Origin of the sequence: Hymenobacter elongatus (genome assembly GCF_004745955.1) — a bacterium.
Taxonomy (GTDB): Bacteria; Bacteroidota; Bacteroidia; order Cytophagales; family Hymenobacteraceae; genus Hymenobacter; species Hymenobacter elongatus.
This window is the reverse complement of sequence record NZ_SRLD01000007.1, coordinates 19,584-38,102: the sequence shown is the minus strand read 5'-3', so window position 1 is coordinate 38,102 and position 18,519 is coordinate 19,584. Positions and strand designations below refer to the sequence as shown.

The following is an 18,519-nucleotide window of genomic DNA, read 5'->3' as shown; positions in this document are numbered from 1 at the left end:
AAGCCGGCCGGATGCAGAACATCCGGCCGGCTTTTGGTTGTCTCATAGCTACGGGGGCTAAGGCTTCTGCACGATATAGCTGGGCGTCGTAATCGTGTTGCTCTCGTTGAGCGCCCGGTCCATGATGCTCACCTCGAATCGAACCTCTTCGCCCGGCCGGAACGGTACCCCCAAGTCATAAGGAATATCCAGCGTTAGGGTGCCTTTCAGCGGGCCGGGTTTGGCATCGGGGCTATAGAGAGGTGGGAAACGACTGTTTTTGCCACCCATATCATTCTCAACTACTGCCTCAAATTCGGCGGTGGGAGTCTTGCGGCGGTATGGCGTGATAAAGTAGTTGTGTGTGGTGCGGTTGTAGGTACCATCGGGCTTGGTCGGGTTGTAGGGCGGCTCCTTGTCGCCGATGACGTCGAGGCCCAGGTCACCATCGCCGTCGGTGAAGTCGATGGTGACGCGCACGGTGTCGATGGGGGTCTGGCCGCCGCCAAAATTATAGCGGTCCACCTTCAGCTCCTTGAAATCAATGCGCGGCGTGGTCGGATAATTGGGGGCCTCCAGGCAGGACGTCAGCAGCGTGGCCACACCGGCTAACAGGGCGGTGGTGCCAAGCGTAAGAGTACTAGATGTGGTCATAAAAAACAGCAATAAAGGACAGAAGCAAGGGCCGCACCCAACAGCGGAAGGTACAACTTCTCAACGAAGTGCTGCCGCCTTTGTTATACTACCTCGCTAACCAAGCCGCCCTATAATGAGTTTCCGCGACGCCTTTCTGTCGGAGCTTTCCGCCGTTTCTGCCGCTACCTTCGAGCCGCTGGCTTTGCGCTTGTTTCAGTATCAGGCGCGCCATTGCCCTCCCTACCAGCAGTGGCTGCACCATCTGGGCCGCTCACCCGAGGCCGTCCGGCAGCTGACGGATATTCCTTTTCTGCCCATCGAGTTTTTCAAAACGCATGAGGTGCGCACCGAACCGGCCAGCTGGCAGCCGCAGGAAGTATTTCTGAGCAGCGGCACCACCCAGCAGCAGCGCAGCCGCCACTTGGTGCGCGACCCGCTGCTGTACCGTCGCAACGCGGCCCATATTTTCGAGCAGATCTATGGTCCGCTCACAGGCTGGACTTTTTTGGCGCTGCTGCCTTCGTATCTGGAGCAAGGACAGTCGTCGCTGGTGGCGATGGTCGATTTCTTTGCCCGGGAATCGGGCCAGACGCAGCCTGCCTTTTTTCTGCACGACCACGCCGCGCTGCTGCACGCCCTGGCCGAGGCCAAGCAGGATGCCACGCGCCGCGTCATGCTCCTGGGTGTGTCGTATGCGCTGCTGGACGTAGTAGCCGAATACGGTCCGGCCCCAGAGCTGCAGAACCTGACCGTACTCGAAACCGGCGGCATGAAAGGCCGCCGCCGCGAAATGATTCGGGAGGAGCTACACGCACAGCTGCAACACGCTTTTGGGCCGGCCGGCATCCACTCGGAGTACGGCATGACGGAGCTGCTCTCCCAGGCCTACAGCCTCGGCGACGGCCGCTTCCACTGCCCCGCGCCACTGCGCATTCTGCTGCGCGACCCCGCCGACCCGTTCTCGGTATCCGCAGCACGCCCCGACGGAGCCATTAATGTCATTGACTTAGCCAACATCGACTCCTGCGCTTTCATTGAAACCAAAGACCTGGCCCGGCAATACCCCGACGGCTCATTTGAGGTGCTCGGGCGCATGGACAACTCGGATGTGCGGGGCTGCAACCAAATGGCCTAGCAGATGTTGCCCGCAGGTAGCGCCGTATGCTCCTGAAAATGAGAGAACAATAGCGTCACAACGAGCATCCTGGTGCACGGAGGTGCCGCTTTGGATAAGCTGTCGGAAAACCGGAATTCCTCTGTTTCCAGCTTACAGAGGTTTCGTGAACGGTGCAACCCGGCTGCTGTAGAGACGCGTATTCGCGTCTCGTCGCCCGCGCCGCCTGCCCGGTTTCGTTCAACGATGAGACGCGAATACGCGTCTCTGCATCGGGTGGCCACGGTTCGCGAAACCGCTATAAGAGTGTGTTGAAGAATTTTTGAAAAAGTCGATTCCGTCCGCTGAGTGCAGTCGAAGCATCTCTCCCGCAGTAGTAATGGTGGCGGAAGAGAGTGGGCGGGCATGCGACTGACGCATGGCTGGCATTCCGGGATGATGTCCTGGAAGTACTTAGTAATCATTCCGGTTATGTGCCCTAATCCAAGGATTTGTCCCTACAAAATACTGATTGGTGTAATATTCTATGATTTAGATATGTAGTAGCGTATCCTTGTTTCAAGCAAAGCAAATAAACGCCACCTACATCTTTTCAACGGCTGATTTCTGAATAGAACGGCAAAAATATATATTGATGTTTTGGTGAGACATAATTGTTTGATGCTTCGAAAAAAAATAAGCACCTGTAATTTAAAAACATGGTAAAACCCAAGCTGAAAAAATAGTGCTCGCCAAACGAATTATCGATCCACAAACAGGAATCTTGTATTTATATATTAAATTCCTGACAAGTATTACTCACTCTCATAATTTTCTAACATTCACACTTTATTTTAAACCCATTTTATGAAAAAGAAATTCTCTAAACCGTTCGTGCTATCGGCAATGGTAGCCATGCTTTTCACAACCTCATTGACCAATGCTACATCCATTGGCAAATACGAGGCTGAAACTAATAAAATAGAGCAATACAGCGACACGATGATGCTTGACCCTACGACAACCGTTGGTATTCTGGCGGCTGGTGTTGCCGGGGCCTACGCAATTGGTAGAGCCGTTGGTGAGTTTATCTACAACATTTCCCATTCTGGCCAAGATCAGCTGGAAATGGCTAATATCATCAGCACCGAGAATGCTGATGACTTTTCGAAATTCGATATTTAATTCTTTAATTCTTCAATTCTTCAATTCTTTAATACTTTATATCATGAACGTACTTCGTAAACATCTCAAAGCGTTTTCCCTGAGCCTGCTGGTGATTTTCTTCATGTCGGCAGCCCACACCAACGCTTCGGCCCTGGGTTCTTACCGGACGACGACCCCGCCCAACACTACTAACCAGATGGAAGTTGAAGCCGCTTTCCCGGCTCTTGCCTACGGTGCTATTCTGGTTGGGGCTTTCGTTATCGGCGCTGTCAACGGCTATTACGAGCGTCAGTCGGCGGCCGGCAACAGCGAGCTGGAGCTTTCCTACGGCACCCCGCAAAACCGCAGCGACTTTTCGTCTTTTGACATTTAAGCCAGCGTAGCGAGAGTGTGAGCGTAAGAAAAGAAATGGCTGTTGTCATGATAGCCGTTTCTTTTCTTACCACGCTGGCGGCTTTTATTCCGCATAAACATGCACACGTTCTGATAGTTTAATCACCTTGAACTCGAAATAGATATGGACAATAATACTAAAAACTTAGGGCTCAAGTTATTTCGGCTCGTGTTGATTGCTGGACTAGCAGTGCACTTTGCAATCATCGGGCTCCACTTAATGCCTGATAACCCGATCAAGCATCAATATGCTGATCAAATTAGGGGGTATGTATACCCGTACTTCGGTCAATCATGGAAGCTTTTTGCTCCTAACCCTGTTAATAGCAATTTGTCTATCATGATTCAATTTCAAGATTATAAAAATGGCAAAGCAGCATCTTCGCAGTGGCTGGATATCTGCAAGCCGCTAATTGACGAACGGCGGAATAATTTCTGGTCGCCTTCGCAAAGGATATTGAAAACCTTCAGCGGTTCAGTTATGAACTTATTGGAAAACCGCTCAAAGGCTTATGAATACGTTAGTAAGGAATTTACGGCAAAAGACAGCCTGAAATCAGCCAGGATTGTCAGACAAGCCATTGAGATATCGGCGGGACACAAAGCTATTCTGAGCTACTCCCGATTTGCCCACAATAATTACATGGGTGCAAACAAGATTTCGCCCGATTCATCCTTTGTGATATACCGGGTTATTGAATCCAAGTTTCCCCGCTTCTCGAAAAGAGACCTCGACCACTTTGATCTAAACAACTACAAATATTCTCAAATCCGGACTCATGAATACAGAATTCTCTAACTCAGCCGATCTGCAAGGCAGCCCGTTGAGCCAAGCGCGTACCCTGGGGCTCTCCATCTTCCGGGTTATTTTAGGGGTGTTGGTGCTAAAAAACTGCATCTTCTACTTCCCCATGGCCGATGCGCTGTTTGGCCAAAACGCCATCTACGACTATGGCCTCTACCTAAAGGACATGAACAGCAGCTTGATGCACTGGCTCATCTTCCCGTTTCAGGCTCCTTTTGCCCCGCAGGCCTACCTGCTGATCATGACGATTTTCTCCGCCCTGTTTATTCTGGCCATCGGTGGGCGCGGGGTGGGCCTGATCCTGTACCTGCTGATCCTTATTCTCAAGGCGCGCAATGAGCTTATTCTGGATGGTTCCGACAACGTGATTCAGGTGACCATGCCGTTTCTGCTGCTGGCCGACTCCTACGAGCACTTCCGGTATTCGGACCGCAAGGCCGGCACTACGCCGAGCAGGTGGGCCACGTGGTACCAGCCAGTAGCCACGCTGGCCGCCTACGGACTCCTGATTCAGGTGTGCTACGTATACTTCTTCACCGGCATGGAAAAAGCCCAGGGCAAGCTCTGGCTCAATGGAACGGCCACCTACTACACCATGCGGGTGGAGGAGTTCCGGGCCACCGAATGGAACGTGCCGCTCACGGCCAACTACTTCTTTGTGGTGCTTTCTACCTACTTCACCCTCTTCTGGGAGCAGGCGTTTGCCTTCCTGGTGTGGTTCCGCAAAACCAAGTATTATGTGCTGCTCTGCGGCGTCCTGCTGCACGTGGGCATCTGGCTGTTCATGCGCATCGATAACTTCTCCTGGATCATGCTCGGCACGTACTTCGTATTCATCACCAACGGCGAATACCGCATGCTGCTGGACCGGACGCGTGAGCTATTCGTGAAGGCCGCCACGCTGCTGCCGCTGCCCTCTGCCGTTCAAGAGCGCATCACCGCATGGCACTCGTAATTCATATCGCTATGGCGCTGCTGTTCTATCTGGTTCGCACCAGATTCAGCCGCCCGCCACTGCGGTCTAAAGCCCTCACCGGCGGAAGCCTGGTCCTGATTTACCTCACCAGTCTGGTTACGCACGTTATGGTGCCCTACCTGCTGAGTGAAGTACTATGCCGGCTCCTGCACGTGCGGCCCGAATACAGTAGCATGGTCCTGTTGCTGCCGCACCTCTACATGGTGCTCATCCGCAAGGAGATTTTAGAATTTATCCAACAGACTTTATCTGGTAAAAAATGAAAAACTATCGTCCTATTCTGGAGTTCTCGCTCCTTAGCGCCATAGCCTGCCTGCTTACTATCTACACGCTGGCCTACAGCTGGAGCTCCGATGGCTTCGATCAGGCCGAGGTAATCTGGCTGGCGGTTCTGCCCGGGCTCATCACCTTCACTATTTCGCTGACGCTGATCAGCATCTGCCTCTCCAAATACCTGAAGGATTGCCGCACCCGCGACATCGTACCGGCCAAATGGTGGCAGCTGCTCCTGGGCACCTCCTTCCTGGTCACGGTGTTTATGATAGCCATCGATGCCGCCTTCTTCTACGTAGCCGACAACACGCTGTCGAGCAGCTATGCGGAGGCGCTTGGCACCTTCGACCAGAGCAGCAGCGCCATGAAGGAATCGACCATCAAAGCCTTTGCGGCGCTACCCTTCCTGATGCAGAACGGCGTAACCATTGCCCTCTTCATTCTGATTGCTAACTCCCTGGCCGTAGCCGTAGCAAAGTATACCACTAAAAAGCCCGTTCTGGAGCTTCAGTAGCCCGGCTTGGCTTCCATTTGCGGCCGCTTCGGTCGCGGGTGGAAGCCAAGTGGCTGAACTCCTGAACCGCCCTGAATTTTTATCCCGGCTCTTATTAATTCGACTATGATTATCCTCTTCGACGGGGTTTGTAACCTCTGCAACGGGTTCATTCAGTTCGTCATCAACCACGACGCGGCCAACCGTTTCACGTTTGCCACCTTGCAGTCAGATACCGGCCAGCGGCTGCTGCGCGAGCATGGGTTAGATGCCGCCGCGCTGTCCAGCATCGTGCTGGTAGACGACCACCACGCCTGGACCAAGTCTGATGCCGTCCTGCGCATCTGCTGGGCTCTGGGATATCCCTGGAAGCTGGCGAGGCTCACCGCGGTGCTGCCGCGGGTGCTGCGGGATGCTGCTTACACCCTCGTTGCTACTAATCGGTACCGCATGTTTGGGCACACCAACGAGTGCTGGCTCATGACGCCCGAGCTGGCGAAGAAATTCATAAAATAACTCCGGCGTAATGCGGTCCTTACTCACAGCACAGCTAACCCGGCCCCCTGAAATGCGCTGACGGCTATGTACCGCGAAGTTCCACTTCGCGAAGCGTTGAACGATAGTCGTTTGGTACGGCACAGCGAGTCGCGAAGGAAAACTTCGCGGTACAGCAGAAAGCCCTTTCCCGTAGCAATGGGAAAGGGCTTTCTGCTGTACCGCTGGCGGTGGTCCTTGCTTCGGCTAACGTCTCGCCATAACGAGAACTTACTTCCCCGCAAATGCCTTGGCGTCGGCTTCCGTAATCGTGTCGTCGCTCATGATGATGAGACGCTCGACCACGTTGCGCAACTCCCGGATGTTGCCACGCCAGTCGAGGGCTTTGAGGTAGTCCAGGGCTTTGGCGTCCATGATTTTGGGCTTGTCGCCGTAGTCGCGGGCAATATCCTGCAGGAAGCGCTGCACGAGGTCGGAAATATCATCGCGACGGTCGTTGAGGGCCGGCACTTTGATCAGGATAACGGAGAGGCGGTGGTAGAGGTCTTCGCGGAAGTTGCGCTCGGCTATTTCCTGCTGCAGGTCCTTGTTGGTGGCGGCAATGACGCGCACGTTCACCGAAATTTCCTTCTCGCCACCCACACGCGTGATTTTGCTTTCCTGCAGCGCCCGCAACACCTTGGCCTGGGCCGAAAGGCTCATGTCGCCGATTTCGTCCAGAAACAGCGTGCCGCCGTCGGCCTGCTCAAACTTGCCGATGCGCTGCTTCACGGCCGACGTGAACGAGCCTTTCTCGTGCCCGAACAGCTCCGACTCGATCAGCTCGGAGGGAATAGCGGCACAGTTAACCTCAATCATGGGGCCGCCGGCGCGGTTGCTGAGCTCGTGCAGCTGGCGGGCCACCATTTCCTTGCCCGCGCCGTTGGGGCCCGTAATGAGCACCCGGGCATCGGTGGGAGCTACTTTGGCAATCTGCTTGCGCACGGCTTCCAGCTCGGGCGAGGCACCCACCATTTCGGAGCTTTTGGCAATCTTCTTTTTGAGTGTTTTGGTTTCGGTTACCAGCTTGGTGCGGTCCAGGGCGTTGCGCACCGTTACGAGCAAACGGTTCAGATCCGGGGGCTTCTGAATGAAGTCGAACGCGCCTTTCTTGGTGGCATCCACGGCCGTATCGATGTTGCCGTGGGCCGATACCATAATAAAGGCCGCGTCGGGTGCCGCAATCTGGGCGCGCTCCAGCACCTCGATGCCGTCCATTTTGGGCATCTTGATGTCGCAGAGCACTACGTCGTACTTGGTCTTGATGAGCATGTCGAGGCCGGTGGGGCCGTCCTCGGCCTGGTCGACGGTGTAGCTCTCGTATTCCAGAATCTCTTTCAGAGTGTTCCGAATAGCCTTTTCGTCGTCAATTATCAGGATTCTGGGCATAAGGTTGCAAAAGGTATGGGGAGCGAATGTAACGAAAAGAGTGAGCCGCGCAGTGTAGGCATACGCGAAAAATGCTAGGGCAGCGCACCGGCCGTCCAGATGCTTTTCGGGAACGAAGGCAAGGTTCGTCGATAGGGAAGTGCGCTCCCGTACCTCAGTTTGAGTGCTTTTTCATCGAAAATGCCTTCCCGCAAATGGTTTTGCTCTCCTTCCGCAGGAAGTCGGTAGTACACATTTGCATGAGGCCGACTTCCCACGGAAGGAGCTTGCGAAGCTGTTTAGAAAGTCCAATGAACTTCATGCTGAGCTTGTCGAAGCATGACGTTCATTGGACTTTCAGCGACTTTCTAAATAGCTTCTCTATACAAATACGTACAGGCAACTTCCTGCCGAAGTAAGTCCTGCGTGCCCACCGCTAAGCAGTTTCCGGTGTGGGTATGGACCGTCCCACACCAAAACGGCCGCCGCACCCGAAGCTGTGGCGGCCGTTTGAAGCCGGTGATGAGTCTGTAAGCCGGGTTTTGTCCGTGTTGCCACGGCCCCACCATTTATCTAGGCCAGTCCTCGCGGAAAGGCTCCATCAACCTACCCGCTGGCGCCGGACGAGCCGCCCGGTGCGGGCCTTGCGGCCCGCGTACCAGCTTATTTGGTCTTTCAACCCCTGAGGTTTACCCAGCCGACACGGTTGCCCGGCCGCTGGTGCGCTCTTACCGCACCTTTTCACCCTTACCGGCCCCCCGAAGGCGACGTAGGCGGTAGTTTTCTGTGGCACTGGCTGTCCTGGTTCACGTTACGCTTGCCAGTCCTTCCCGTTAGGAAGCAGGGTGCTCTGCGTTGCCCGGACTTTCCTCGTCGCCGGAGTTGCCTCCCTTGCCGCGGTGGGGCGACCCATCACTGGGGCAAAGGTACAGGATTGCTGCCATAATCGGTGGTGGCCATCCTTTGCCACCGATTTGACTTGGTGTGTAGTCCCAGCGGCATCGTGGCCGCAGCGGCAGCCGGCCTCAGATCAAATCGAAGGCCCGAGCATACAATCCTAACTCAAATGTGGTGCTGGCGCCCAGCTTTTGGCGCAGATTGCGGCGGTGGGTAGCGGCAGTATGCTCCGAAATACACAGTTCTTCGGCTATTTCGGGGGCGCTGTGGCCGAGGGCCAGCAGCCGCAGCACATACCGCTCCCGCTTGGAAAGGGTAGAAAATAGCGAGCTATGCTGCCGCAGAAATTGATTTTCTTCAATCAGGCGCTGCACTTTCGTGGCGAAATGGTTGTCGGGGTGCAAGGGAACAGCTAAGCCCATAACCAGCAGCGGCGCGCCTTGGCTATTGACCAGCAAGCGGCGCATGGAGGTAAGGTAATAGCTCCAGCCCACGCGTTCGGTGGTGCGCACCTCCTGGTAAAAAGTATGTACTTCCGGTGCCTCCTTTTCATACATAAGTTGAAACACACGCGCCATATATTCCTCCGACTCGACGGCATTAAAGTAGGTAGGAGAGAAGTTCGGGCCCAGGGCCATCAGCTCTTCGAGAGTCGCGCCCAGCAGCTGCAGACCCCACGCAGACAAATAGCGCACCGTTTGGGTCGGCACATGATGAATAATTACCACGGCCGGATACTGGTCAGCAGTAGCCGCTATTTCGGCTATTTTTTGTTTGATGAGTTCCTCTTCATCGTTGAGCATAAGAAGTAAAAGGCGGTGAGATGCAGAAACAAAATGGAAATAGAAATATAATAGTAACAATTTAAAATGTATGCGACTCGCGCATTTTCGAACATGGGGAAAATCTGGGGCGTACGGAGCCTTTCCCAGGCTTTCACGGCCCCAGACGGGGATGCCCTCGGGGCCAGTGTGTAGGTAGAGTGCGGGCCGCATCGGGCTGGCAAAGCTGACGTACGAGCCTATTTGGTTTTTCAGCCCCTGCGGTTTACCCGTTAGGAAGCAGGGTGCTCCGTGTTGCCCGGACTTTCGTGCCTTGCCGCAGTGGGGTGCTCCATCACTGGAGAAAAGGCACTATTTCACAGATGGAAGATTTTGGAAACGCTTCTTTTTAAAGAGCCTGTCTAACTCTTGGGAGAAGCTGCCGAAGTCTTTAGAAATAGGGTCGCACTGAGTCATGTAGGGCAAGTAGCCGCCCAGCAAAAAGAGGTAGTTTTTCCCTAAAGCCATCATTGACATATCATCATACTGGGGCAGGGCTTTTAGGTAAATAGTGTCTCTGCTGGCCCCTCGCCAGATTTTGTCGGGCAAAAACGCGTAGGTAATAACCTTGTGAGGACCAAATGAGGGAATTTCTTCCGTCGTCGTACGCAGGCTCACCAACCGGCCGGAAAAAATCAGGGCTGCGGATTTAACTTGGTGCTTCAGGTCGCGGGGAGCTGTGCGTAGGCACGTAGTACCTGCTGGCTCGTAAGCAGTCAGTGCCATAATCAAGGAAAGGCCGGGTGCTATAAAAACCGAGTTCATTCCTTCGCCTTCCACACGTTATTCGCCTTATCATTATCCGGCGTGTAGGTACTACCCAGTACCACTTTCCTCAGCGCTTTGCTGCCATCCAGCGGTACCGTTACGGTCTTGCTGCCGTCCTGCCACACGGCGATGGTACGGTGCAGCTTCTGGGTGGAGTTGTCGGCGAAGGTAATGAGCAAATCGACGGGCATGGGCTTGCTGCCCTTGGCTTCCACGGTGATGCTTTGCGGCGTGACGCTCTGGATGGCCTGATCGGGGTAGCCGCCGTCGAAAAACCAGCGCTGCCAGAACCAGTTCATGTTTTGGCCCGCGCCCTCGTTCATCGAGTTGAAGAAGTCGTAGGGCATAGGGTGCTTGCCGTTCCAATTGCGGATGTAGGTGTGCAGGGCCTTAGTAAACAGCTCGTCGCCGAGTAAGTCGCGCACGTAGAGGTAGCCCATGGCGGGCTTGGGGTAGGAGTTGAGGAAGAAGGGCGTGCCGTTTTGCTGGGTGGTGAGCGTGGTGATGGGCAGGTCGTTTTCGGTGGCGGCGGCGCGGGCGTAGGGCTCCACACCGTAGTCGTCCAGCAGCTTGGGGTCGATGATGTTGCTGATGATCCATTCGCCGATGGTGGCCCAGCCTTCGTCCATCCAGGCGTACTTGGTTTCGTTGATGCCCATGTAGAACGGGAACATCGTGTGGAAAATCTCGTGGTCGGTGAGGGTAATGGCATCCTCACGGGTTTCGGTGGGGTTGTCGTTCACCATCATCGGGTACTCCATCTGGTCGAGGCCGTCGAAAATGGTTTCGTGGGCGTAGGGGAAGGGCCACTTGGGGAAGGTGTAGCTCATAGCCTCCACCGTTTTGCGGGCAAAGTGAATGACCTCCTTGTAGTCGGCGTGCTTGGTGTTATACACGGCATCGACGCGGGTGCGGCGCTTGGTGGCGGGGTCGACCACGAGGCTGGTGGCTTGCCACACGTAATGGTCGGCGGTGGCAAAGACGAAGTCCGTCACATTTCGGGCCTCAAACTGCCAGGTGTTCTGGGCATTGGCGGCCGTAATATCCCGGCGCTTCAGGTCGGCCTCGTCGATGATGCTGACCACGGCATCCTTCTTTTCGGCGTCGGCGAGGCGCTTAGCGTACTTTTTCGTGAGCACCTGATCGGCGTTTTTCAGGTCGCCGGTAGCCCATACCACGAAGTTGCGCGGCACGGTGACGGAGGCTCTGAAGGTGCAGAAATCGTTGTAGAACTCCTGGGAGCCGTTGTAGGCGAATCGGTTCCAGCCATCAATGTCGTCGTAGACGGCAATGCGCGGGAAGAAATAGGCCACAAATGCCGCCCCTTCCTCGATTTCGCCGGTCCGCTGGTGCGAGCCTTTGTTCAGGGTGTAGGAGTAGGTGATGGCCACGCGGGCCGTTTGCTGAGGCCCCAATCCCTTGATGGGCACCGGCATATTGGTAGCCGTGATGCGCAGCCTGCTCACGTCCAGCGGCTGGTCGTTGATGCTCAGGGTCGAAATTTTTACCCCGTCGTTGATATCCTCGGGCTTGAAGGTGGAGCTGCGCTCGGCTCCTTTCTGGTAGAGGTTAGGGTAGAGCTTGAACAGGATCTGGCGCAGCGAGTCGGGGCTGTTGTTTACATAGCTGATGTTGACGGTGCCCGCCACCAGGCGGCTCTTGGGGTCGAAGCTGACCTTGATATCATAATCGGCGGTGTTCTGCCAGTATTTCGGGCCGGGCTGGCCATTTTCGGCGCGGGTGCCCTGGCCATACGTGCGCTGAATGGTGAGCGGAATAGGTAATGACTGCTGTGCCGAGGCCACCGTGCAAAGCAGAAACAGGCAAAGCGTGGCGAAGAACTTGGGAAGTTTGGGGAGCATACAGGAAGAGAGGATTTCCGCAAAGTAACAAGGTTCGAAACGTGGCTGCGTGGCAAAGGCAGTACTGGCCCGTTTTTGTCAGTCATTCGGCGTGCCGTCTCGGGTGCCAGGCTCGGGAACAGACAGAAGAAGATGGGGCCGAGAGTGGGCAGAAAAAGCCTACAGCTCCGTTCGAACCCGTTCCAGAATGTCGCTCCAGTACTTCAGAAACAACATGTGGCCCTCGCCCCGCAACATGCGCAGCTCCGCGCGCGGTAGGCGCTGGGCCAGGTACTCGATAGGCGCGGGGTGCCAGATGAAGTCGTCGGTGCCGTGCCAGAGCGTGGTGGGTGCCTGAATGGCGGCCAGCTGAAAACCGGGCGGGCGGCACAGGGCCCGACCATCGTAATACACGCCCTGGCCCTGGTGGGTAAACGCATGCTGGGCCGCGTCGCGCAGCAGCGTGCGCGAAACGGGGTTATTGGCTTCTTCCTGCTCGGCAGGGCCAAGCATGTTCATAAACCGGTCAATCATCCGGTCGGGCTCCCGGGTCCATTGGCGGCTCAGGCGGCGGGCCATCAGCATGCTGAGCCAGGAGCCGTTGTCGTTGAGAAACTTAATGGTTTTCCAGCGCAGCGGCAGGGCCTGGTAGGTTTCGGGCTCGCCCAGTGGCAGGCAGGTGTTCAGTAAGTGCAGCGTAGCCACCCGCGCCGGAAACAGGGCGGCCTGGGCCTGCGCATACAGGCCGCCCGCCGACCAGCCCAGCAGGCCCAGCTTGCCCGTAATGCCCAGCGCATCGACGGCAAAAAACACGTCGGCCGCAAACGACTCCAGCGTCATGGCCGCGTGCACATCCGACTGCCCGGAGCCGGGTCGGTTGGGAGCCAGAATCTGCAGGCCCAGCTGATCCAGCAGGTCGTGCCGGTGCGGAATGCTCAGGCCCGAGGACGCGTACCCGTGATGAAACAACACCGCCGGATGCGCCGGGTCCCCGTACCGGATCAGCTCCAGCTGGCGCTGGTCGGGCAGAGTGACGAGGACGGCCTGGGCAAAAACGGCGGGCATAGCAGAGTGATAGGCTTAAACAATAGTGACATCCATAAACGGCTATCATCCCGCGCGAAGCGCAGGATGATAGCCGTTTGTCGTGGTGGTGGATCAGTAGTAGGTGCCGTCCTATTTCAGCCGCACCAGCGTGGCTCCGTAGCCAAACTTTTCCTTCTGGGCATCTTCGAAAAACTTGATATCCTTATTGCGGCTCAACAGCTTATGCAGCTCTTTGCGGAGCGTACCGTTGCCCGAGCCGTGGATAAACACGATTTCGTGCATGTTGGTAGCCAGCGCCCGACTCAAGGTGTCCTCGAAAGCCTCCAGCTGCAGCTTCAGAATAGCCGTGTTGCTAAGCGGCGGCTCCTCGGTGGCGGCTTCGGGGTGCAGTGCTTCCAGGTGCAGGTCGACCTCGTGCGAGGGCGCTACGAGGATTTTGGCGGGCTCGGGCACCGGTGCCACAGCCGCCGGTTTGGCCGGGGCGTTGCCGGTGAGCTGCTGCTGAAGCGTTTCGGCGAGCTTTTCGGGCGCAATGACGATGGGAGCGGCCGGCTTTTCATCCAGCTGAAACAGGTACGCTTCGCGCTGCAACACCGGCACGTTGGCTTGCCGGCTGGTATAGAAGCTATTGGCCCGAAACTGCACCCGCTTGATCAGTAGCTCGTAGGCCGTGGTGTCGTTCAGCAGGTGGGGGAGCAGCTGCACTACGGAAGCCGGCCATTTGTCGAAATCCTTCAGGTGCCAGTGGCCCAGCGGCTGGCTCACCGATTTGGCGCTCAGCTTCTCGGCCGCCAGGGCCCGGTACTTGCCCGCCAGCTCCTCGCCGTAAGTAAACAGCACATCCCGGTCGGTGTGGTTGATGACGTGCAGCGAGAGCAGCTCCGGCGACTGGTGCGTCAGGGCCAGGTACAGTCCTTTCTGAACCGGCGCGGCTTTGGGCGCTACCGGTGTTTCGGGGCCTTCGGGTTTCTTGGTAGCGGGTGTAGCCGGGGCAGCGGCCCCGGCGGCTTTGGCCGCGCGGGAAGCATTATTGGAAGCTGCTTTTTTCTCGGCTGCTACGGCGCTGGCACTCAGGCCGAAGGCTTTGGTTTCTTCGGCGGCTACTACCACCACCTCGCGGCGCAGCACCGGAATGGTGAAGTCGTTATCAATGGCCACCTCCACGAGGTCGTTGTCGAGCAGGCGGGTGATGATGCCTTCTTCGCGGCCGGTAAGTAAACGGACCCGGTCTCCTACGTTCATATGGTGGGGGTAAGTAAATGCAAATTGAGAATACGGCAAAGGTAGCGCAACGCCGGTTGGCGGCGCTCCGAGCACCCACTACGCTGGCCGACTGGTCATAGTGTCCGCGGCAAGGAAAACGCCCAAGCCGGGTCTAGTAGTAGAAGCCGTGCAGCACGAAACCGCGCCGCGAGCTGTACTCCAGTGCCGGGGCGGGGAGATGAAAAATGCTGGCTACATACAGTACCCGCCGCAGAAGCTTACTACGCGTCGGAATGCGCATCAGGTTCACATCCAGCGACAGATAATACTGACGGTAGGGGCGCAGACCCAGTGCGGCGTTGGCAGTGGGGTCGTTAAAGACCATCTCCTGAGCCCCATACCCCACGGCGGGCTGCAGCCAGCGGGGCCACTTGCTTTCGGGCTTCAGCCAGGCCGCCACATCAGCACAGAGCCAATAGGTCTGGCCGTTGTAGTCTTTCAGGTGCTGCTCCGCCAAGGATTTGCCCAGCACATTGGGGCGCTGTCGGGCGTAGGAGGTAGTATGAAACGAGTACTTGGGCGTAAGCCGCACCTCGTTCCAGACGAGCTGCTGGCCGATGAGCGCGGCGGAGCCCAGGAAGTTGGCGGCCAGGTCGGTGGCCGAGGCTCCGTAGGCCGGGTCGCGGCCGTCGAGCAGCTCGATGGGGCTTTGCAGTAAAACGCCTACGAAGCCGCCGTACCAAGTAGCGGAGCGGTCGGGAATACCAGCCCACCGCAGCATATCCACGGCGCCGCGGCTTTCGTGAAAAGCGCCCCAGAAGTGTCCAACCTTGTCCATCTGCTTCCACTCCCGCGCATCGTTGAACCAATGCAGCTTGCTCCGCTCCCCGGTGTACCAGCCCTGGTCGAGCAAATACAGGAGTCCGGTGTAGGTCACGGCCAAGCCGCCGGCCAGCACCGGCAGGCGGTGGGTCGGCCGGGCCGAGTCGGGGGGAGCAGTGAGCGGGAGGGAAGCTGGCGGAAAGGAAACGGCGGCTTGCGTGGTGTCTGTGGTGGTGGGCGGCGTGCTTTGGGCCCGGGCTATGTTCTCCGCGCTCAGCACCAAGCCGAGCCCAAGCAAGGCCCGCTGGGCGGCAGTAGATAACAGACGGAAAGAAAACGTCATGCGGGAAAGCGGGCCGATAAGAAGAAACAGGACGTCAAAGCTACGAACAAAAGCCGCGCCCGGACTTTTTTGGCCTTCTCCGAAGAGGGACGGAAGTATAATTTTAAAGCGCTTTGACCGAGGCGGTATCGTGTTTATCTTGCGTAATATTTTCGTCTTTCACGGCACTCCATTTTCCATCAATTCCCTCGTCTTCAATGAAAATACTTCGACTATTACTGGGGCTTATTCTGCTCCTGACCGGCGGTATCACAGCGGCTCAGGCCCAGGTGGTAACGGCGCAGCCGACCTTCTTCCGCGACACCGACCAAGTGACGCTCACCTTCGATGCCGCGCAAGGCAACAGTGCCCTGGCTGGCTTCACTGGCCCGGTCTATATCTGGAGCGGCGTGATTACCGACAAAAGCATGTCGCCTTCCGACTGGAAGTATGTCAAAAGCCCGTCGTTTAACCAACCTGATCCAGCCGCGCAGCTCACGCGCAGCACCACCAATCCGAACCTGTATAGCATCACCTTCGTGCCCCGCACGTTCTACGGTGTGCCCGCTGCCGACCAGATCCTGAAGCTGGCCATGATTTTCAAGAATGGCGACGGCTCTCTGGTGGGTCGTGGTACGGGTGGTGCCGACATTTTCGTGGATGTAAACCAGGGCTCCGGCCTGTCGGTGCGCATCACGGCCCCGGTAGCGTCTACCAACGGCAATCCGCTGTTCGTGAATGCCAACGCCCAGATCAGCGTGAGCGGCACTTCTTCGGCAGCTTCCACGCTGGCCCTGTATCTGAACAAGACGCTGGTAACGCAGCAAGCCAACACAACCACGCTGACCGGCTCGGTAACGGCTACCCAGCCGGGCCGCAACGTGATTCGCCTCACCGCTACCAGCGGCACCACCACGGTTGCCGACTCTATTGTATTTATGATCCGGCCCACGGTGAACGTGGCCGCGCTGCCCGCTGGGGCCAAAGACGGTATTACGTACCTCAACGGCGGCACCTCGGTTATTCTGAACCTGACGGCTCCCGGCAAGGAGTTCGTGTACGTGCTGGGCGAGTTCAACAACTGGCAGGTCCAGAACGCGGGCTACCTGAACAAGACGCCCAACGGCAACAACTGGTGGATTCAGATCAACGGCCTCACCGCTGGTCAGGAGTATGCTTACCAGTACCTGGTAGACGGCACGTTGCGCGTCGCTGATCCGTACTCGGAAAAAGTGCTCGACCCCAACAACGACCGGTTCATTCCCAGCGTGACGTACCCGAACCTGAAGGTGTATCCGACGGGCTCGACGACGGGTATCGTGTCGGTACTGCAAACCAACCAGACGCCCTACCAGTGGCAGACGACGACGTTCAACCGCCCGGCTCGCACCGATATGGTGGTGTATGAGCTGCACCTGCGCGACTTCCTGGCCCGCCACGACTACCAGACCCTGCGCGATACGCTGAACTACCTGCAGCGGCTGGGCATTAATACCGTGGAGCTGATGCCCGTCAACGAGTTTGAAGGCAATGAGAGCTGGGGCTACAACCCGTCGTTCTACTTCGCGCCCGACAAATACTACGGCACCAAAGCCGAACTGAAGCGCCTCATCGACGAATGCCACCGCCGCGGCATGGCTGTGGTGCTGGATATGGTACTGAACCACTCCTTCGGCCAGTCGCCGATGGTGCAGATGTACTTTCAGGGTGATAAGCCCGCCGCCAACAGCCCGTGGTTTAACCCCGATGCCACGCACCCCTTCAATGTGGGCTACGATTTCAACCATGAAAGTGCTTTCACCAAGTACTTCTCGAAGCGCGTAATGGAGTTCTGGCTGCAGGAGTACAAAGTCGACGGCTACCGCTTCGACTTGTCGAAAGGCTTTACCCAGCGCAACAATGCCAACGACGTAGGAGCCTGGGGCCGCTACGACCAGTCGCGCATCGATATCTGGAAAGACTATTACGACTTCATGAAGGGCGTGGATCCGAACGTGTATTGCATTCTGGAGCACTTCGCCGACAACTCCGAGGAGAAAGTGCTGGCCGACTACGGCATGATGCTGTGGGGCAATATGAGCCACGGCTACAACGAAGCCACCATGGGCTACGTGAGCACCTCCGATTTCAGCGGTGGCTACTTCGGCGCCCGTAACTGGCTCAACCCGAACTTGATTACCTACATGGAAAGCCACGATGAGGAGCGTCTGATGTTCAAAAACATCACCTATGGCAACCAAGCCAACCCAGCCCACGACGTGCGCAACCTGAACATAGCTCTGGCCCGCAACGAAGCAGCAGCGGCTTTCTTCTTCACCGTGCCCGGCCCCAAGATGATCTGGCAGTTTGGCGAAGTAGGCTACGATGTCAGCATCGACGAAAATGGCCGCGTAGGCAACAAGCCGATTCGTTGGGAGTACTATCAGAACGCCAACCGCCGCAAGCTCTATAATGTATACCGCGAGCTGATTGCCCTGAAGAAAACTCAGTCGGCTTTCAAAACCGGCACGTATACGCAACAGCTGAGCGGTGCTACCAAGTCCATTCACCTCACCGACGCCAACCTGAGCGTGACGGTAGTCGGCAACTTCGACGTGACGGAGCAGCCCATCAATCCGGAGTTCCAGCGCGCCGGCAAGTGGTACAACTACCTCACCGGCGACAGTATCACGGTAACCAGCGCCACGGCTCCTCTCACGCTGCAGCCCGGCCAATACGCTGTCTACACCTCGCGGCTCATTAAGAAAGCTACGGTGCTGAGCACTAAGGCCCGTGCCACAGATGCCCTACGCCTCACGGCCGCGCCCAACCCAACCAGCAGCAGCGCCCAGCTCCGCTACGAGCTGACTGCTCCGGCTACCGTAACGGTAACCGTGCAAAACCTGCTCGGAGCCACGGTGCGCACCGTGAAGTCGGGCACTAAGCAGCCCGCTGGCAGCTACCAGGTGCAGCTCCCCGTGCAGGATCTGGCCAATGGTGTTTACCTCATTCGCCTGAGCACCGGCGCGCTGACCCAGACCACCCGTCTGGTAGTGCAGCACTAGTCGCAGCTTCTCAAGAGATGTATGAAAAAGGCCGGCT

Annotated in this window: 17 protein-coding genes and 1 other RNA gene; 9 read left to right on the top strand and 9 right to left on the bottom strand. The window is 56.9% G+C overall.

Features of this window, described 5'->3' with window-relative positions; translation table 11 throughout:
• Positions 1-57 precede the first annotated feature (57 nt).
• The gene (locus E5J99_RS05215; RefSeq protein WP_135496668.1) at positions 58-633 is read right to left on the bottom strand and encodes a hypothetical protein; all 576 of its coding nucleotides are present in this window, start codon (positions 631-633) and stop codon (positions 58-60) included.
• A 115-nt stretch (positions 634-748) separates the two neighbouring features.
• Here E5J99_RS05215 and E5J99_RS05210 point away from each other — a divergent pair, with 115 nt between their 5' ends.
• From E5J99_RS05210 to E5J99_RS05175, 8 genes are all read left to right on the top strand, one after another.
• Positions 749-1,750, top strand: coding sequence for an acyl transferase (locus E5J99_RS05210; RefSeq protein WP_135496667.1), 1,002 nt, complete (start codon positions 749-751; stop codon positions 1,748-1,750).
• A gap of 825 nt (positions 1,751-2,575) precedes the next feature.
• On the top strand, positions 2,576-2,893 hold the full coding sequence (locus tag E5J99_RS05205) for a hypothetical protein (protein WP_135496666.1): 318 nt from the start codon (positions 2,576-2,578) through the stop codon (positions 2,891-2,893).
• 43 nt (positions 2,894-2,936) lie between these two features.
• Positions 2,937-3,248: a hypothetical protein gene (locus E5J99_RS05200; RefSeq protein WP_135496665.1), complete on the top strand. Its 312-nt coding sequence runs from the start codon at positions 2,937-2,939 to the stop codon at positions 3,246-3,248.
• Between the two features lie 144 nt (positions 3,249-3,392).
• Positions 3,393-4,067, top strand: coding sequence for a DUF5819 family protein (locus E5J99_RS05195; protein ID WP_135496664.1), 675 nt, complete (start codon positions 3,393-3,395; stop codon positions 4,065-4,067).
• Positions 4,048-5,028: an HTTM domain-containing protein gene (locus E5J99_RS05190; RefSeq protein WP_135496663.1), complete on the top strand. Its 981-nt coding sequence runs from the start codon at positions 4,048-4,050 to the stop codon at positions 5,026-5,028. Before E5J99_RS05195 ends, E5J99_RS05190 begins: the two co-directional genes overlap by 20 nt.
• 11 nt (positions 5,029-5,039) lie before the next feature.
• Positions 5,040-5,312 carry a hypothetical protein gene (locus E5J99_RS05185; RefSeq protein WP_135496662.1) on the top strand — a complete coding sequence of 91 codons (273 nt, stop codon included), beginning with the start codon at positions 5,040-5,042 and terminating at the stop codon, positions 5,310-5,312.
• A complete protein-coding gene (locus E5J99_RS05180) occupies positions 5,309-5,836 on the top strand; it encodes a hypothetical protein (protein ID WP_135496661.1) in 528 nt (175 codons plus the stop codon). The genes E5J99_RS05185 and E5J99_RS05180 overlap by 4 nt, the downstream gene beginning before the upstream one ends.
• Positions 5,837-5,941: 105 nt before the next feature.
• The gene (locus tag E5J99_RS05175) at positions 5,942-6,331 is read left to right on the top strand and encodes a thiol-disulfide oxidoreductase DCC family protein (protein WP_135496660.1); all 390 of its coding nucleotides are present in this window, start codon (positions 5,942-5,944) and stop codon (positions 6,329-6,331) included.
• 249 nt (positions 6,332-6,580) lie between these two features.
• On the opposite strand, the gene E5J99_RS05170 is transcribed toward E5J99_RS05175, so the two are convergent.
• The 8 genes from E5J99_RS05170 to E5J99_RS05135 form a co-directional block, all read right to left on the bottom strand.
• Complete coding sequence (locus E5J99_RS05170) at positions 6,581-7,738, bottom strand: sigma-54-dependent transcriptional regulator (RefSeq protein ID WP_135496659.1); 1,158 nt, start codon at positions 7,736-7,738, stop codon at positions 6,581-6,583.
• Positions 7,739-8,232: 494 nt separating this feature from the next.
• Positions 8,233-8,633, bottom strand: an RNA gene (rnpB, locus tag E5J99_RS05165) — RNase P RNA component class A.
• A 109-nt stretch (positions 8,634-8,742) separates the two neighbouring features.
• Positions 8,743-9,417 carry a response regulator transcription factor gene (locus tag E5J99_RS05160; protein WP_167851999.1) on the bottom strand — a complete coding sequence of 225 codons (675 nt, stop codon included), beginning with the start codon at positions 9,415-9,417 and terminating at the stop codon, positions 8,743-8,745.
• A 330-nt stretch (positions 9,418-9,747) separates the two neighbouring features.
• Positions 9,748-10,161, bottom strand: coding sequence for a hypothetical protein (locus E5J99_RS05155; protein ID WP_135496657.1), 414 nt, complete (start codon positions 10,159-10,161; stop codon positions 9,748-9,750).
• 35 nt (positions 10,162-10,196) lie between these two features.
• Positions 10,197-12,065, bottom strand: a complete 1,869-nt coding sequence (locus E5J99_RS05150; protein ID WP_135496656.1) for a M1 family metallopeptidase — start codon at positions 12,063-12,065, stop codon at positions 10,197-10,199.
• A gap of 159 nt (positions 12,066-12,224) precedes the next feature.
• On the bottom strand, positions 12,225-13,109 hold the full coding sequence (locus E5J99_RS05145; RefSeq protein ID WP_135496655.1) for an alpha/beta hydrolase: 885 nt from the start codon (positions 13,107-13,109) through the stop codon (positions 12,225-12,227).
• Positions 13,110-13,220: 111 nt separating this feature from the next.
• Positions 13,221-14,333, bottom strand: a complete 1,113-nt coding sequence (locus E5J99_RS05140; protein ID WP_135496654.1) for a Smr/MutS family protein — start codon at positions 14,331-14,333, stop codon at positions 13,221-13,223.
• Positions 14,334-14,466: 133 nt separating this feature from the next.
• On the bottom strand, positions 14,467-15,459 hold the full coding sequence (locus tag E5J99_RS05135) for a DUF2279 domain-containing protein (RefSeq protein ID WP_135496653.1): 993 nt from the start codon (positions 15,457-15,459) through the stop codon (positions 14,467-14,469).
• 197 nt (positions 15,460-15,656) lie between these two features.
• Here E5J99_RS05135 and E5J99_RS05130 point away from each other — a divergent pair, with 197 nt between their 5' ends.
• The gene (locus tag E5J99_RS05130; protein ID WP_135496652.1) at positions 15,657-18,482 is read left to right on the top strand and encodes a DUF4961 domain-containing protein; all 2,826 of its coding nucleotides are present in this window, start codon (positions 15,657-15,659) and stop codon (positions 18,480-18,482) included.
• Positions 18,483-18,519: the final 37 nt, after the last annotated feature.

Excerpts from the sequence above, each read along its gene's own strand:
- E5J99_RS05185 (WP_135496662.1), top strand. The coding sequence starts at position 5,040 with ATGGCGCTGCTGTTCTATCTGGTTCGCACCAGATTCAGCCGCCCGCCA.
- E5J99_RS05210 (WP_135496667.1), top strand. The coding sequence starts at position 749 with ATGAGTTTCCGCGACGCCTTTCTGTCGGAGCTTTCCGCCGTTTCTGCC.
- E5J99_RS05135 (WP_135496653.1), bottom strand. The coding sequence starts at position 15,459 with ATGACGTTTTCTTTCCGTCTGTTATCTACTGCCGCCCAGCGGGCCTTG.
- E5J99_RS05155 (WP_135496657.1), bottom strand. The coding sequence starts at position 10,161 with ATGGCACTGACTGCTTACGAGCCAGCAGGTACTACGTGCCTACGCACA.
- E5J99_RS05140 (WP_135496654.1), bottom strand. The coding sequence starts at position 14,333 with ATGAACGTAGGAGACCGGGTCCGTTTACTTACCGGCCGCGAAGAAGGC.
- E5J99_RS05160 (WP_167851999.1), bottom strand. The coding sequence starts at position 9,417 with ATGCTCAACGATGAAGAGGAACTCATCAAACAAAAAATAGCCGAAATA.
- E5J99_RS05180 (WP_135496661.1), top strand. The coding sequence starts at position 5,309 with ATGAAAAACTATCGTCCTATTCTGGAGTTCTCGCTCCTTAGCGCCATA.
- E5J99_RS05205 (WP_135496666.1), top strand. The coding sequence starts at position 2,576 with ATGAAAAAGAAATTCTCTAAACCGTTCGTGCTATCGGCAATGGTAGCC.
- E5J99_RS05145 (WP_135496655.1), bottom strand. The coding sequence starts at position 13,109 with ATGCCCGCCGTTTTTGCCCAGGCCGTCCTCGTCACTCTGCCCGACCAG.
- E5J99_RS05170 (WP_135496659.1), bottom strand. The coding sequence starts at position 7,738 with ATGCCCAGAATCCTGATAATTGACGACGAAAAGGCTATTCGGAACACT.
- E5J99_RS05215 (WP_135496668.1), bottom strand. The coding sequence starts at position 633 with ATGACCACATCTAGTACTCTTACGCTTGGCACCACCGCCCTGTTAGCC.
- E5J99_RS05195 (WP_135496664.1), top strand. The coding sequence starts at position 3,393 with ATGGACAATAATACTAAAAACTTAGGGCTCAAGTTATTTCGGCTCGTG.
- E5J99_RS05150 (WP_135496656.1), bottom strand. The coding sequence starts at position 12,065 with ATGCTCCCCAAACTTCCCAAGTTCTTCGCCACGCTTTGCCTGTTTCTG.
- E5J99_RS05130 (WP_135496652.1), top strand. The coding sequence starts at position 15,657 with ATGAAAATACTTCGACTATTACTGGGGCTTATTCTGCTCCTGACCGGC.
- E5J99_RS05175 (WP_135496660.1), top strand. The coding sequence starts at position 5,942 with ATGATTATCCTCTTCGACGGGGTTTGTAACCTCTGCAACGGGTTCATT.
- E5J99_RS05200 (WP_135496665.1), top strand. The coding sequence starts at position 2,937 with ATGAACGTACTTCGTAAACATCTCAAAGCGTTTTCCCTGAGCCTGCTG.
- E5J99_RS05190 (WP_135496663.1), top strand. The coding sequence starts at position 4,048 with ATGAATACAGAATTCTCTAACTCAGCCGATCTGCAAGGCAGCCCGTTG.